The sequence below is a fragment of the Gilliamella sp. genome (assembly GCF_024104075.1).
GTDB lineage: Bacteria > Pseudomonadota > Gammaproteobacteria > Enterobacterales > Orbaceae > Gilliamella > Gilliamella bombi.
Genome location: NZ_JAGGHR010000006.1, coordinates 34,260 through 48,896 on the forward strand (window position 1 = coordinate 34,260; position 14,637 = coordinate 48,896).

Sequence of the window (14,637 nt, forward strand, 5' to 3'; positions counted from 1 at the left end):
GATCGTTATTAATAAATCTAGTTGCTATTCTAGTATCAATTTTATAAGTAAGATAGCCATTAACGAGTAATAATAAATGGGGGGTTATCTTTGATTATAGCTAATCTCGAATGGGCTTTCCTCGATGATTCTATTATGCGAGCGCATCAACATAGCTCAAAATGCACCAACTCAGCATTAAGAACAGATAGGAAAAAACTATGGAGGAAACTCAACTAAAATCCACCTTTCTGTTAATAGCATGGATTGATATCTGTATAAATATCGCCATTTAATTGAAAATGCGTTTGACAGAATTAAGCAGTATCGTTCAATATCAAAAAGATATGATAAATTAGAAAGCAATTATGCCTGCATGTTATTGCTGGCATTTATACTTATGTGGCTACCAATGTATTATTGGTTGATATATGAACACAAAAGATCAACAGATCCTAATAGCGAAATTGCTAAATTAAAGCAAGTAGTTTGGAAAATAATTTATGATAAGGCACTTAAATTGAAAATTGGCCAATTAAAAACTATCAAAGATTTTAATCTTTCATCGTCTGCCGTAAAAAAGAAATTGAAAGAACGTTATGGAAACAAAATTCTTTATCAAGAAATGGTCATTTTACCAGTTTCTATTTTTAACTCACCATTGCTGACAACGCTTGATAAACAATGGTGAATTAAAATAATGTTAAACTCTTAACTGGTCCAAAACTTTTACGGTATAAATGATTAATACCATGTTCCTTTATTGCAGCTAAATGCGATTTAGTTGGATAACCTTTGTGTTTAGCAAGTCCATACTGTGGATATAATTTATCAAGCTCAACCATTTCACGATCGCGTGTAACTTTAGCTAAAATAGACGCAGCACTGATTTCTGGCACTAATAAATCGCCTTTAACTACAGCTTGTGTTTGTATACCAAAATCGGGGCAACTATTGCCGTCAACTAATACAAAATCGGGGTTAATAGGTAATTTAGATACAGCTCGCTGCATAGCAAGCATGGAAGCATGTAATATATTTAATTTATCAATTTCGTCCACAGATGCTCTTGCAACACTCCAAGCTAAAGCATCTTGTTTGATAATATCAAATAGATGTTCTCGTTTTTTTTCGGTTAGTTTTTTAGAATCAGTTAAGCCTTTAATGGGCTTGTTAGGATCTAAAATAACTGCAGCCGTAACAACATCGCCACAAAGTGGACCTCGTCCAACTTCGTCGACACCAGCAATTAATGTAGCATCGGGGTAAGTAAATTCTAACAACAAGGTAAATCCTCTAACATTATCATTAGGATATCATTTATTTAAAACATCCAATACAGCTTGTGCAGCTTGTTCATCAGCATTACAACGGATTTGTTTATGCAAAGATAGAAAGGTGTCTTTCAATACTGAATTATCCCCTTCTAAAAAAGGGATAATACAGTTGGCGATATTTTCTGGTGTGCAATCTTGTTGCAACAATTCAGGTACAATCTCTTTACCGGCTAAAATATTAGGTAAAGACACATAAGGCGTTTTAATTAATTTTTTAGCTAACCAAAAAGTGAATGCTTTCATTTTGTACCCAACTACCATTGGACACTTAGCTAACATACATTCTAATGCCACAGTCCCCGATGCTAAGATTGCTGCATTACTTGCAATCATCGCTTCACGGGCTTGACCATGTAGTAACTGTATTTTAAGTTCTGGTGCAACTTGAGCTTTGATTTGTTCAAATTCTTTTTGTCTTTTAGCATTAACTAAAGGCACTAGAATATGTATATTAGGATAACGCTCTCGCAATAGCTTTGCTGCTTTTAAAAAAGGTGCTGATAATAATGTCACTTCAGCATGACGGCTACCTGGTAATAATGATAAACAAAGGCTATTTAAGGGAACACCTAATTGTTGACGCATAGTTGTTTGATCTGGATTTAAAGGAATATCATCCGCCATCTTATGCCCAATAAAGCGACAAGGAACATCAAACTTATCATAAAAGACTTTTTCAAAAGGTAAAAAGGCTAAAATAAGATTAGTATTACGCTTAATTTTGAAAACGCGTTTTTGCTTCCAAGCCCAAACAGATGGACTAACATAATGAATCGTTTTAATGCCAGCTTGCTTTAATTTTCCTTCTAGGGAAAGATTAAAATCGGGAGCATCAACACCAATAAATATATCGGGTTTGAGTTTAACTAGGCGTTTAGTGATATCTCGGCGAATAGATAAAATACGGCGTAATCGACCCAATACTTCAACAATTCCCATGACCGATAATTCATCCATTTCGTACCAAGCTTTACAGCCTTCGGCTTGCATTTTCGGACCCGCTATACCTACAAATTCAATATTAGAATGGTAATTTTTTAGCGCACGAATCAATCCTGCGCCAAGAATATCGCCCGAGGCTTCTCCTGCGACTAATGCAATGACTACTGTTTCATTAGCCATTAACGGATGATGCCACGCGTTGAACGGGTAAAAAAGTCAATAAACAATTGGATTTCAGAGTGTTGCTTGGCAATGGTTTCAATTTCAACTTTTGCCTCTTCAAACGATAAGCCATTTCGATAAAGGATTTTATAACTATTGCGAATCGCCTGCAAAGCATCTTTGCTAAACCCTCTACGTTTTAAGCCTTCATAATTTACGCCATGAGGTGTTGCATGATTACCTTGGGCAATAACATAAGGTGGAACATCCTGAGCAACACCTGAACAACCACCAACCATAACATGTGATCCGATCACACAAAATTGATGAACGGCTGTCATTCCGCCAATAATTACATAATCATCTAATTGAACATGCCCACCTAAAGTGGCATTATTTGCTAAAATACAATGATCACCAATATGACAATCGTGAGCAACATGTGCATTAATCATCAATAAATTATCACTACCAATTCGCGTTAATTCACCACCTTGAACAGTGCCACGGTGAATAGTTACGCTTTCACGAATCATATTACGATCGCCAATTTCAGTGCGTGTTGGCTCTCCACGATATTTTAAATCTTGGTTTACCTCACCAATCGAAACAAATTGATAGATTTGGTTATCTTTACCAATTTTTGTGTGACCATTGATAACAACGTGTGATTTTAAAAAAGTACCGTCACCAATTTCAACATTCTCACCAATAAAGCAAAACGGACCAATTCTGACGTTATCGCCAATTTTTGCTCCCTTTTCAATCACTGAGCTTGGATGTATCTCCATTGCCATAATTATTCCTTAATACTGTTTTTGGGGGAAATGCTAAAAAACGATTATTTACGGGCACACATCATTTCAGCTTCACAAACTAACTTACCATCGACAGTTGCAACACCATGGAATAATGCAATACCACGACGTTCTTTAATATATTCAACATCGAGCATAAGCTGATCTCCTGGTACTACAGGGCGTTTAAAACGTGCTTTATCAATGGAAGCAAAATAATAAAGTTGACCTGGTGATAGCTCTTCAATACTTTTGAAAGCCAATATCCCAGTCGCTTGAGCCATTGCTTCTAAAATCAAAACACCAGGGAAAATGGGTTTATTTGGAAAGTGCCCCTGAAAAAATGGCTCATTCACAGTAACATTTTTTATCGCTTTTAGTGTTTTACCTTTCTCGTAACTAAGAACTCTATCAACCATTAAAAACGGATAACGATGAGGTAACAGGCTGATGATTTCTTCAACATCAAGGGTATTAAGTTCGGTAGTCAAAATAGCTATCCTTATACATTATTACTATAAATTTTTAACATTATAACTGAGGATACCACTTTCACTCAAGGATGATTTAAATTGCAAAAGATGCTTTCCTTAATATATTATCAATGGATTACTATAAATTTATAAAATAAATGATTTGTAAACCCTTATTATCTTATATCAAATCAGATATAATAACTAAGATAATTACCCAAAAAGTTTATAATCTGGAGAAGTAGAATGAAATCATTGATTAAAATGACGTTAGTAAGCAGCGTAATTGTATTAACATTAGCTGGTTGTGATGAGAAAAATTCATCAAATAAAGTAACAATTTCAACTAATGCACAAAAAGAAGCATATGCATTAGGTTCATCATTTGCAACATACATGAAGTCAAATTTAGAACAAAATGAAATTAAACCAGACCAAGAATATTTAATCAGTGGCTTTAATGAAACTTTCCGAGATGCCTCTCAACTTTCAAAAGATGAAGTGAAAACCATCTTAGATGAATTTGGTAAAAGAATCCAAAAAGAAAGCAAAGAGCGTTTTGAAAAAGAAAAAACTGAAAATACAGCATCTGGTGAGAAATTCCGTGCAGAATTTGCTAAACAAGATGGAGTAAAACAAACAAAATCAGGGTTACTTTATCAAATCATTCAAGAAGGTTCTGATCGTCGTCCAACAGCTCAAGATACAGTTATTGTTCATTATACAGGAACTTTAACTGACGGACGTAAATTCGATAGTTCTTATGATCGAGGTGAACCAGCAACATTTCCACTAAATGCTGTTATCAAAGGTTGGACAGAAGGAATTCAGTTGATCGGAATTGGTGGAAAAATCAAACTTGTTGTACCACCTGATTTAGCTTATGGTGACCAAAGTCTTCCAGGTCAAGAAGGTAAAGCTGGAATCCAACCTGCATCAACTTTAATTTTTGAAGTTGAATTGCTTGGCATTGATGGGGATAAAAATGATAAAAATCAAGAGCCAGCTCAAAATCAAGAACAACAAGTTAACTAACTTGATTGATTCATTGAGTTATACTCTTGTTGTTATGGGTCCTGCTTATGGGACCCAATCCGCTTATTGTGCATATCAATTTGCACAAGTTTTACTGTCACAGACTCCCCATACCATTAAAAATATCTTTTTTTATGCTGATGGTGTTTATAATGGCAACAGTTATACTGATCCCGCTAATGATGAATTTGATTTAATCTCTGCATGGCAGGAATTAGCAAAAACATACCCTTTAACTTTAACTGTTTGTGTTGCTGCCGCTCAGAGGCGTGGCGTTATTAAAAATAATCTCGCGGATTATTTTCATTTAACGGGCCTTGGAGAACTAAGTGAATCAATTGCAACAACAGATCGAACTATTCAGTTTTAACTTAAGATACTGAAATGAAAAAATTAGCAATTATTATTAGCTCACCACCTCACGGAAATGCCAAAGGCCGAGAAGCTCTTGATATAGCATTGGCCATATCAGTCATTAACCACATTTCTGTTTTTTTTATTGATGATGGTGTATTCCATTTATTACCAGAACAACAACCCCATAAAATTTTAATGCGTGATTATATTGCAACTTTTAATATGCTTGAGCTTTATGATATTGATGATGTGTACGTATGTGAATCTTCACTCAAATCGAGAAATCTAATTCAAATACCTCATAATATTCCTAGTAAAGTCATTAATAATCAGTTATTAACTCAATTATTAACTCTTCAAGATGTAATTTTTCGATTCTAATTCTAGACTAAAATACAACATATTACACTGCAATAATAGGCATTATACCTAAATAAAAATCGTTCAATAAGACTATTTGTTTTATTTATTTTATCTGATTTTTCTGATTATTTATAAATACATTCTAGTATTTATAAATAAGCTAATAGTATTTTGTATATGATTAAATCAAATAAATAATCCACTCTATTTTTTCATTATACTTAAATAGGAGTAGATTATGGTTTAATTTGATTTAACTCTTATTTTAATTAACTAAACTAACTTTTTCATTTGATCTGCAATCTTTTCTGCTTGCTGACCAACCACAATTTGTACCCCTGTTTTACCTAATTTTATTACTGCCATTGCACCAAGGGCTTTAGCAGCTTGTTCATCAATAAGCTCCGAATCATTAACGCCTAAACGCAAACGTGTAATACAAGAATCAATATTGGTTAGGTTTTCTTTACCGCCAACAACTGCTAAATATTGCTCTGCAATTTTTGTTGTATCTGTATTACCTTGCGTTGATTTTTTCGTTTCACTTTGGGTTGTTTCCACTTCATCTTCACGACCTGGTGTTTTAAGATTAAATTTCACAATAACAAAGCGGAATGCAACATAATAAACAACAAAGAACACTAAACCCTGAAGTATAAGCATATACCAATGTACAGCAAGTGGATTACGACTAGAAAGTAACATATCAACTAAGCCAGCACTAAAACCAAATCCTGCAATCCATTGCATCGCTGCGGCAATATAAAGTGAAATACCAGCTAAAATAGCATGTAAAACATAAAGTAATGGCGCAACAAACATAAACGCAAATTCTAATGGTTCAGTAACGCCAGTAAAGAATGCAGCAAATGAAGCGGCTAACATAATTGAAGCTGTTTTATCCTTATTACCTTTTTTTGCTGTATGATACATAGCTAACGCAGCTCCTGGTAAGCCAAACATCATAATTGGGAAGAATCCAGCTTGGTAACGACCCGTAATACCAATTGTAGCTAATCCATCATCAATTGACTTTTGTCCACCTAAAAAAGTTGGAATATCATTAATACCTGCAACGTCAAACCAAAAAACAGAATTAAGTGCATGATGTAAACCAACAGGAATTAATAGACGATTGAAGAACCCATAAATACCAGCACCCACTGAACCTAAATCTTTAATATATTTACCAAAAGCAACTAATGCATCATAAATAGATGGCCAGATAAAATATAAAACAGCAGAAACCAATAACATAACTATCGATACGATAATAGGCACTAGCCTTTTACCACTAAAAAATGCTAATGCTTTATGTAATTCCACTTGACTAAAACGATTGTAAAGTTCAGCTGAAATAATACCAACGAGAATACCAATAAATTGGTTATTTATTTTTTGGTATGCAGCAGGAACTTTTTCTAACCAATTTTCTGCTTTTGTATCAATACCACTAAATAGTGCAATCGAACTAGGAGACAGTAAAGTTGTAACCACTAAAAAGCCAACTAACCCAGCAAGTGCGGCTGCACCATCTTTATCTTTAGACATACCATAAGCCACACCAATAGCAAAAAGTATTGGCATATTATCAATAATTGCTCCGCCAGATTTAATTAAAAAAGCGGCTACAATACTATTTTGCCCCCAACCATTAGGATCGATCCAATATCCAATTCCTAGTAGTATTGCAGCAGCTGGTAGAACTGCCACAGGTACCATCAATGAACGCCCGATACGTTGCATATAAGCTAAAATTCCCATAAGTTTAACCTCATATAGTTATTAGGGGTATATAATAAAAAGTAATAAAATTTTACATCTTTAAGTGATGATAATTAAGTATTATTATTCCACTCTATATTATTTATTTTACTTCGCAAATTAATTATTCTCTTTTTGTGATTTAAATCACCATTTTTTTTGATTAATTAGTTTAATATAGTAAAATAAAGACAACATATTTTATTTCAAGAAAAAAGTTTTTAATTATATCACAAGAGGTAACAGCACATGAGACTTATTCCCTTAGAAAATGCACAAGAAGTCGGTGCCTGGGTTGCACAGCGCATTGTTAATAAAATTAATGAGTTTAAACCTACCGCAGATCGTCCATTTTTATTGGGGCTGCCAACAGGTAGTTCACCATTAGTTATGTATCAACAATTGATTAAACAATATAAAGCAGGTAACGTCAGCTTTAAACATGTTGTAACCTTTAATATGGATGAATATGTTGGTATTCCAGAAGAGCATCCACAAAGCTACCACACATTTATGTACGAAAATTTTTTCAATCATATTGATATTGATAAAAACAATATCCATATATTAAATGGTAATGCGCCAGATATTGATCAAGAGTGCCGTCAATATGAAGCCAAGATCAAAGCTTACGGCAAAATTAATATCTTTGTTGGGGGGGTAGGTCAAGATGGACATATCGCTTTTAATGAACCAGGATCTTCACTTTGTTCACGTACACGCATCAAAACATTAACTGAAGATACACGCATTGCTAATTCTCGCTTTTTTGATAATGATGTGAATCAAGTACCAAAACATGCGTTAACCATTGGTGTTGCAACTTTAATGGATGCACAGGAAGTTATTTTATTAGTTTGTGGTCATAACAAAAGTTTAGCATTACAAGCTGGTGTTGAAGGATCTGTTAATCACCTTTGGACTGTCACTGCACTACAAATGCATCCTGCATCAATTATTGTTTGTGATGAACCAAGTACTGATGATCTTAAAGTGAAAACACTAAAATATTTTAAACAAATGGAAGCTGATAATCTTAAAGTGACCGTTTTATAAAGGATAATTCAATGTATGCATTAACAAATTGCCGTTTTTATACAGGCTATGAGATCCTTGATAACCACGCTGTTATTATTGATGGAGATAAAATTACAAAAGTCTGTAAACAAAACGAATTACCTACAGATATCAAAATTGAAAATTTACAAGGTGCACTTGTTGCACCTGGATTTATTGATATCCAAGTTAATGGTTGTGGTGGTGTGCAATTTAATGAAACGTTTGATGCACTGAGCGTTGAAACATTAGAAGCCATGCAGGCCACAAATCTTATTTCTGGCTGTACTAGCTATTTGCCTACATTAATTACATCAACTGATGAATTTATGATAAAGGCAGTTGAAGTGATGCGTGAATACTTAGCTACGCATCCTAATCAAGCACTTGGATTGCATCTTGAAGGACCTTATATCAGCCCTGAAAAAAAAGGAATTCATGACGAAAATATTATTCGACAGCCGTCAAAAGAAATGATTAATTTCCTTTGCGAAAATGCTGATGTAATTAAAATCATTACTTTAGCGCCAGAAAGAGTTGAAAGCCATTTCATCAAGCAATTGGTTAATGCAGGCATTCATGTTTCGGTTGGTCATTCAAATGGTCATTATGATGACTGCCGTCGTGGCTTTAATGATGGCATTCGTTTAGGAACGCATCTATTTAATGCTATGCCTTATATTTCAGGGCGAGAGCCTGGTGTAGTTGGCGCAATTTATGATGAACCAGAAGTTTATGTTGGTATCATTGCTGATGGTCAACATGTTAGTTGGGCAAATATTCGCAATAGTCACAAAATAAAACAAGATCATTTAATTTTAGTTACTGACGCGATGCTGCTTGCTGCTTCTAATTTAGAATCAGGCGTATTTGCAGGTAAAACCATTTATTATAAAGATGGTCGCTGTGTTGATGAAAATGGCACATTGGGTGGTTCATCATTAACCATGATTGAAGCCGTAAAAAACACAGTTGAATATGTCGGTATTGCACTAGATGAAGCGTTAAGAATGGCAACGCTATATCCTGCCAAAGCAATCGGTGTGGATAAAGATCTTGGTAGTATTAGTGAGGGTAAAATTGCAAACCTTGTTGTATTTAATCGTGACTTTAAAATAATTAAAACTGTTGTTAATGGAGAAGTGAGTCGCTAGAATATCAGATAGTTAATGAAAAATATTGAGTAATATATGAAATTTAATTATCTGAACTTAGTTGGCAACGCTGAATTAATCAAACAGCTAAATTATGCAATGATTTACCGTTTGATTGTTCAGCAAGCACCTGTTTCTCGTATTCAATTGGCCGAAATCAGCCAATTAGCTCCTGCAAGCATTACCAAAATAACCCGTCAACTTCTTAAAAAAAAATTAATTAAAGAAGTTGATGCACAACAATCAACGGGGGGACGACCTGCAGTTTCAATCGAAGCTAAGTTTGGACATTACCAAGCAATTGCCGTACAATTAAGTCGATCCCACGTCACAATAGAGCTTTTTGATTTAGGGGCTAAATGCCTTACATCAAAAAGATGCTCACTTATCAATTTTACTCAACAACAAGTTCAAGAATATCTAATTGCATTGATTAAAGAATTTATTCAGGTAAACAGCAAAAAAATAAAATATTTAGTTGCAATATCTATTGTACTCCCAGGCTTGATTGACTCAGTTAATGGCATTGTCCGATACACTCCACATATTCAAGTAAAAGAGTGGGCTTTAGGTGAGATACTACAAAAGGAATTCAATGTATCTATTTTTCTAGGAAATGATATTCAAAGTCTAGCATTAGCCGAAAGTTATTTTGGTTCAACACAACATGTTGATGATTCTATTTTAATCCGAGTACATCGCGGGGTAGGCTCTGGTGTTATCGTTAATCAACAGTTGCTTACTAACCACAATCAAAGCGCTTGTGAAGTTGGGCACATTCAAGTAGATACATTAGGTGAACGTTGCCATTGTGGTAACTTCGGTTGCTTGGAAAACCGAGTTGTAAATAAAGCAATTGAATACCGAGCTAAACAGATGATTGAGCAAGGTTATATATCGAAGTTAACATTAGAACACTATGATATATATCATATCTGTCAGTATGCTAATCAAGGCGATGAACTAGCTACTAAGTTAGTTAAGGATGCAGGTGAAAATCTTGGTAGAGCAGTTGCAATTATGGTTAACATCTTTAACCCACAGCGAATTGTGTTAGCAGGAGAACTTACCAAGTCGCCCGAAATACTATTAACTGCTGTTAATAGTGCATTAAATGCTCAAAGCTTAGAGGGATTACGGAAAAACCTAACTATCACTTGTTCTTCCCTTAACGACAGCTCAGCAATTGGCGCATTTGCATTAGTGCAGCAAGCTTTATTTAATGGATCACTATTAGTGACGTTATTGAATGAAAAAGAACCATAATCTATTGTTATAAAAAACCCGATAAATCGGGTTTTTCCAGATTGATGACAAAGAACTCGCTTTTTGGCGAGTTTTTTGATCTAATAGAGAAGAGTCCATGATAAGAGGAATTCTTCTATGCTAAAAAAACTAACGCCAGCGACACCCGAAAAAATAGAGCAAATCTCGTTAGATGCGCTTGTCCCTCAAAATCACCTTGTTCGTAAAATAGCTAAAGTCATTGATTTTGAATTTATTCGAGAAGCGGTAGCACCACTTTATTGCCCTAATAACGGTCGTCCGGCAGAAGATCCGGTCAGACTGTTTAAAATTATGCTATTGGGGTATCTTTTTGGTATTCCCAGTGAGCGTCGTCTGGTTCAGGAAATTCAGGTCAATTTAGCTTACCGTTGGTTTCTGGGAATGGGATTAACCGAAAAAGTGATTGACGCCTCAACACTCAGCCAAAATTGTCGCCGTCGGTTTAATGACAGTGAAATCTATCAACAGATTTTTGATAATATTGTTGAGCAAGCCATTGCCAAAGGGTTGATAAGTGGTCGGGTTTTATATACGGACAGTACTCGCCTAAAAGCAAATGCCAATAAAGGCAAGGCACGTAATGAGCAGCGTATTGTTGATCCCAGTCAATATGTTGATGCGCTTAATCAAGCCATCAACGAAGAAAGAGAATTAAACGGAAAAAAGCCTTAAAGCCATAGACGGTAGAGAAATATAAGGATGTCAAAGTCAGTACTACCGATCCGGATAGTGGCTTTATGCATCGGGAAGGTAAGCCTAAAGGTTTTTTCTACTTAGATCATCGAACGGTTGATGGCAAACATAATTTAATTACCGATACCTATGTTACAGCGGGAAATGTCCATGATTCTCAGCCTTATATGGCTCGATTAAAACGCCAGTTAGAGCGATTTGGCTTTAATCCGGTTGGTGTGGGTCTTGATGCAGGCTATTTTACAGCGCCCATTTGCCATTTACTACTGGCAGAGCAGATATATCCGGTGTTGGGTTATCGCCGTGCCAGTCATGGTGCGAATCCTATCAGAAAAAAGCAGTTTATCTATAATAGTCAAACCGATACTTATACTTACCCAAACGGGAAATCATTAATATATAAAACTACCAGCAGAGAAGGTTATCGTCATTATCATTCTGATGCAGCAACCTGCAAAGTCTATCCGTTATTGTCACAGTGTACACAGAGTAAAAATACACAGAAAGTCATCACACGCCATATCTGGGAAGCATATAAAGAGAAAGCCAATGAGATTCGTTTAAGTCAGTGGGGTAAAAAAGTCTATGCTCGGCGAAAAGAGACCGTAGAGCGCAGTTTTGCTGATGCTAAACAACACCACGGACATCGCTATGCAAGATTTAGGGGAAGAGCACAGGTTCAAATGCAGTGTTTATTGGCCGCAACGGCTCAAAATATCAAGAAAATAGCGATAAAGCTATTTTTGTTACATTTTTTAGGCCATTTTTTAATTTATTTAATAAAATCCAAATTAAAAATCCTGTTTATGGTTTAAATAAAAAAATAAACCCCGAATTATATCGAGGTTTGTCATCAATCTGAAAAAACCCGATAAATCGGGTTTTTCTATTTTATTTCTAATTAGGCTAAAATGCGTAACATTCTACGTAATGGTTCAGCCGCACCCCATAATAATTGGTCACCAACCGTAAAAGCAGAAAGGTAATCTTTGCCCATATTCAATTTACGTAAGCGCCCAACAGGTGTTGTTAAAGTGCCTGTTACTGCTGCTGGGGTAAGTTCACGCATCGAAACATCACGATCATTCGGCACGACTTTTACCCAATCATTGTGTGCAGCAAGAAGCCTTTCAATTTCTGGCACACTAATATCTTTTTTCAATTTAATCGTAAACGATTGACTATGACAACGCAAAGCTCCAATACGAACACAAAGTCCATCAACAGGAATAATCTGACTTGTTCCCAAAATTTTATTGGTTTCGGCTTGCCCTTTCCACTCTTCTTTACTTTGTCCATTATCTAGCGCTTTATCGATCCAAGGAATTAAACTTCCTGCTAATGGCACACCAAAATTATCAGTAGGTAAACTACCATCACGCATTTTTTGTGTCACTTTACGCTCAATATCCAAAATAGAGGAATGCGGATCTTGTAACTCTTTTGCTACTTCGGCATTTAGCATACCCATTTGAGTTAATAGCTCACGCATATGGCGAGCACCACCACCAGATGCCGCTTGATAAGTCGAAACAGAAACCCAATCTATAAGATTTTCAGCAAATAACCCACCTAATGACATTAACATCAAACTAACCGTACAATTACCGCCTACAAAAGTTTTAATACCTCTATTTAAAGCAGCATGAATATTAGCTTTGTTTACAGGATCAAGAACAATAATTGCATCATCTTCCATGCGTAACGTTGAAGCTGCATCAATCCAATAACCCTGCCAACCTGTTGCACGTAATTTTGCGTAAATCTTTGAGGTATAATCACCACCTTGGCAAGTCACAACAATATCTAATGCCCTTAATGCATCAGTATTATCTGCACTTTGTAATGTACCTGTTTTACCACCGAAGATAGGAGCTGCTTGACCTGCTTGAGAAGTAGAAAAGAATACAGGATTGATATAATCAAAATCATGTTCTTCAACCATACGTTGCATAAGAACAGAACCCACCATTCCACGCCATCCTACAAAACCAACATTTTTCATAATTTATTCCCAATAAATAGAGGTTATATAAAGAGATGTTTTTATCTATTAAAACAAAATATCACCATAAAACAAGTAAGATAAGAATAATTTTTGTAGGTAGGAATATAATAACATGCTGTTATATATTAAAAAGACAAAACAACCACAATAACGAACAAAAAAAACAAATTATCATAACAAAATGATTAATAATCAGTATTTTATTTTTTGAAATAATTGGATTATTAGTCAACTTATTTATAATAAGTTATATGTTCTCAACACTTTTTTCTTAGTTGAATCAATTCGTTGTGCATATTGGAACAAACAGATGAAAAAACAGTCTATTTTGAAACAAAAAATCTCAACTAAATGAACGAGCTTTTTATTTAAAAATGGTCGGCGAGAGAGGATTCGAACCTCCGACCCACTGGTCCCAAACCAGTTGCGCTACCAAGCTGCGCTACTCGCCGTTAGCTTTTCTATTTAATAAAATGGGGTGGCTAATGGGATTCGAACCCACGACAACTGGAATCACAATCCAGGGCTCTACCAACTGAGCTATAGCCACCATAGAATCAGGACAAAATATTACGCATAAAAAATAACATTGTCCAGTAATTTTTTTAAAAATATGCTGATTGCTTATATTAAAATCGCTAAAAGCCTAATATTTTATCATAAAGCAAATATTCATGCTTTGACTACAATGGTACCAAGATTATTGATTGATGTTTCCACGCTATCAAAAAACAATTCCTTCCTTCTTTATCTATCACTCTAATTTGGCTTAATGCCATTAATACTGCTTTAAATCCAGAAGACACTGAAGTTGATACTTTCATTACGCAACTGCTTGAAGCACCATCACAAATAATACCAGATAAATCACGAATCATACTACAAATAGCCATATCAATAGGCTCATAATACCCAACCACCGATTGCGCCAATGGCAGCAGCAATAATAGGTAATCCAACCAGACCAGTACCTGGCACAGTTACCACCTTACCATTTTTTATTAAATTAGGCGAAACATAAGCATCAATTTTTTCAATGTTTGTTGCTACTATGTTGCATCGCAATAGCTGCAACCAAAGCTAAAGATATGGGCTCTGTACAACCAACTGCAGGTAAAACATCATGTTTTACCAATTGAATTAATTGTTGCCAGATTACTTGTTGTTCTATTTTTTATCTCCATATTAACTTTAGTAATGTTAAATGATGGAACATTTAGTGTTAAGTAA

At 35.1% G+C, this 14,637-nt stretch carries 14 protein-coding genes, 2 tRNA genes and 3 pseudogenes; 9 read left to right on the top strand and 10 right to left on the bottom strand.

The genetic code is table 11. The features are described 5' to 3' along the window. Positions 1-96: 96 nt before the first annotated feature. Positions 97-397 (top strand): annotated as a pseudogene (locus J6569_RS03090) (transposase); the annotation flags it as partial. Then, positions 380-670: a hypothetical protein gene (locus J6569_RS03095; protein WP_244178545.1), complete on the top strand. Its 291-nt coding sequence runs from the start codon at positions 380-382 to the stop codon at positions 668-670. The pseudogene J6569_RS03090 and the gene J6569_RS03095, both read left to right, overlap by 18 nt. A 1-nt stretch (position 671) precedes the next feature. On the opposite strand, the gene rnhB is transcribed toward J6569_RS03095, so the two are convergent. From rnhB to fabZ, 4 genes are read right to left on the bottom strand one after another with little or no spacing between them, the layout of a single operon-like run. Beyond that, positions 672-1,262 (bottom strand): ribonuclease HII, encoded by a 591-nt coding sequence (rnhB, locus tag J6569_RS03100; protein ID WP_296317546.1) that lies wholly within the window; start codon positions 1,260-1,262, stop codon positions 672-674. 33 nt (positions 1,263-1,295) lie between these two features. Continuing rightward, complete coding sequence (gene lpxB / locus J6569_RS03105; protein ID WP_296301222.1) at positions 1,296-2,438, bottom strand: lipid-A-disaccharide synthase; 1,143 nt, start codon at positions 2,436-2,438, stop codon at positions 1,296-1,298. After that, positions 2,438-3,217 (bottom strand): acyl-ACP--UDP-N-acetylglucosamine O-acyltransferase, encoded by a 780-nt coding sequence (lpxA, locus tag J6569_RS03110; protein ID WP_296317548.1) that lies wholly within the window; start codon positions 3,215-3,217, stop codon positions 2,438-2,440. The genes lpxB and lpxA overlap by 1 nt, the downstream gene beginning before the upstream one ends. A 44-nt stretch (positions 3,218-3,261) precedes the next feature. After that, complete coding sequence (gene fabZ, locus J6569_RS03115; RefSeq protein WP_034910827.1) at positions 3,262-3,708, bottom strand: 3-hydroxyacyl-ACP dehydratase FabZ; 447 nt, start codon at positions 3,706-3,708, stop codon at positions 3,262-3,264. A gap of 228 nt (positions 3,709-3,936) precedes the next feature. Here fabZ and fkpA point away from each other — a divergent pair, with 228 nt between their 5' ends. From fkpA to tusC, 3 genes are read left to right on the top strand one after another with little or no spacing between them, the layout of a single operon-like run. Then, entirely contained in the window at positions 3,937-4,725 is a 789-nt protein-coding gene (gene fkpA, locus J6569_RS03120; RefSeq protein WP_296317549.1) for an FKBP-type peptidyl-prolyl cis-trans isomerase, read from the top strand. Positions 4,726-4,729: 4 nt separating this feature from the next. Further along, positions 4,730-5,095 carry a sulfurtransferase complex subunit TusD gene (gene tusD, locus J6569_RS03125; protein ID WP_366941233.1) on the top strand — a complete coding sequence of 122 codons (366 nt, stop codon included), beginning with the start codon at positions 4,730-4,732 and terminating at the stop codon, positions 5,093-5,095. 14 nt (positions 5,096-5,109) lie between these two features. Further along, entirely contained in the window at positions 5,110-5,463 is a 354-nt protein-coding gene (tusC, locus tag J6569_RS03130) for a sulfurtransferase complex subunit TusC (RefSeq protein WP_296301218.1), read from the top strand. Positions 5,464-5,718: 255 nt separating this feature from the next. Here tusC and nagE read toward each other — a convergent pair whose 3' ends face one another. Continuing rightward, on the bottom strand, positions 5,719-7,209 hold the full coding sequence (gene nagE / locus J6569_RS03135) for an N-acetylglucosamine-specific PTS transporter subunit IIBC (protein ID WP_174799279.1): 1,491 nt from the start codon (positions 7,207-7,209) through the stop codon (positions 5,719-5,721). A gap of 249 nt (positions 7,210-7,458) precedes the next feature. Here nagE and nagB point away from each other — a divergent pair, with 249 nt between their 5' ends. From nagB to J6569_RS03155, 4 genes and pseudogenes are all read left to right on the top strand, one after another. After that, complete coding sequence (gene nagB, locus J6569_RS03140) at positions 7,459-8,265, top strand: glucosamine-6-phosphate deaminase (RefSeq protein ID WP_034910836.1); 807 nt, start codon at positions 7,459-7,461, stop codon at positions 8,263-8,265. A gap of 11 nt (positions 8,266-8,276) precedes the next feature. Further along, a complete protein-coding gene (nagA, locus tag J6569_RS03145; protein WP_296317551.1) occupies positions 8,277-9,419 on the top strand; it encodes an N-acetylglucosamine-6-phosphate deacetylase in 1,143 nt (380 codons plus the stop codon). Between the two features lie 36 nt (positions 9,420-9,455). Then, complete coding sequence (locus J6569_RS03150; RefSeq protein ID WP_296317552.1) at positions 9,456-10,685, top strand: ROK family protein; 1,230 nt, start codon at positions 9,456-9,458, stop codon at positions 10,683-10,685. A 117-nt stretch (positions 10,686-10,802) separates the two neighbouring features. Further along, positions 10,803-12,214: pseudogene (locus J6569_RS03155) on the top strand (IS1182 family transposase). 86 nt (positions 12,215-12,300) lie between these two features. Here the strand turns inward: J6569_RS03155 and asd are convergent. The 5 genes and pseudogenes from asd to J6569_RS11225 form a co-directional block, all read right to left on the bottom strand. After that, positions 12,301-13,404, bottom strand: coding sequence for an aspartate-semialdehyde dehydrogenase (asd, locus tag J6569_RS03160; protein ID WP_296317554.1), 1,104 nt, complete (start codon positions 13,402-13,404; stop codon positions 12,301-12,303). Between the two features lie 378 nt (positions 13,405-13,782). Beyond that, positions 13,783-13,859 (bottom strand) — tRNA-Pro (locus tag J6569_RS03165). Positions 13,860-13,881: 22 nt separating this feature from the next. Continuing rightward, a tRNA-His gene (locus J6569_RS03170) sits at positions 13,882-13,957 on the bottom strand. A gap of 133 nt (positions 13,958-14,090) precedes the next feature. Then, complete coding sequence (locus J6569_RS03175) at positions 14,091-14,300, bottom strand: L-serine ammonia-lyase, iron-sulfur-dependent, subunit alpha (protein WP_238786468.1); 210 nt, start codon at positions 14,298-14,300, stop codon at positions 14,091-14,093. A gap of 22 nt (positions 14,301-14,322) precedes the next feature. Continuing rightward, positions 14,323-14,578, bottom strand: a pseudogene (locus tag J6569_RS11225) (serine dehydratase subunit alpha family protein); the annotation flags it as partial. Positions 14,579-14,637: the final 59 nt, after the last annotated feature.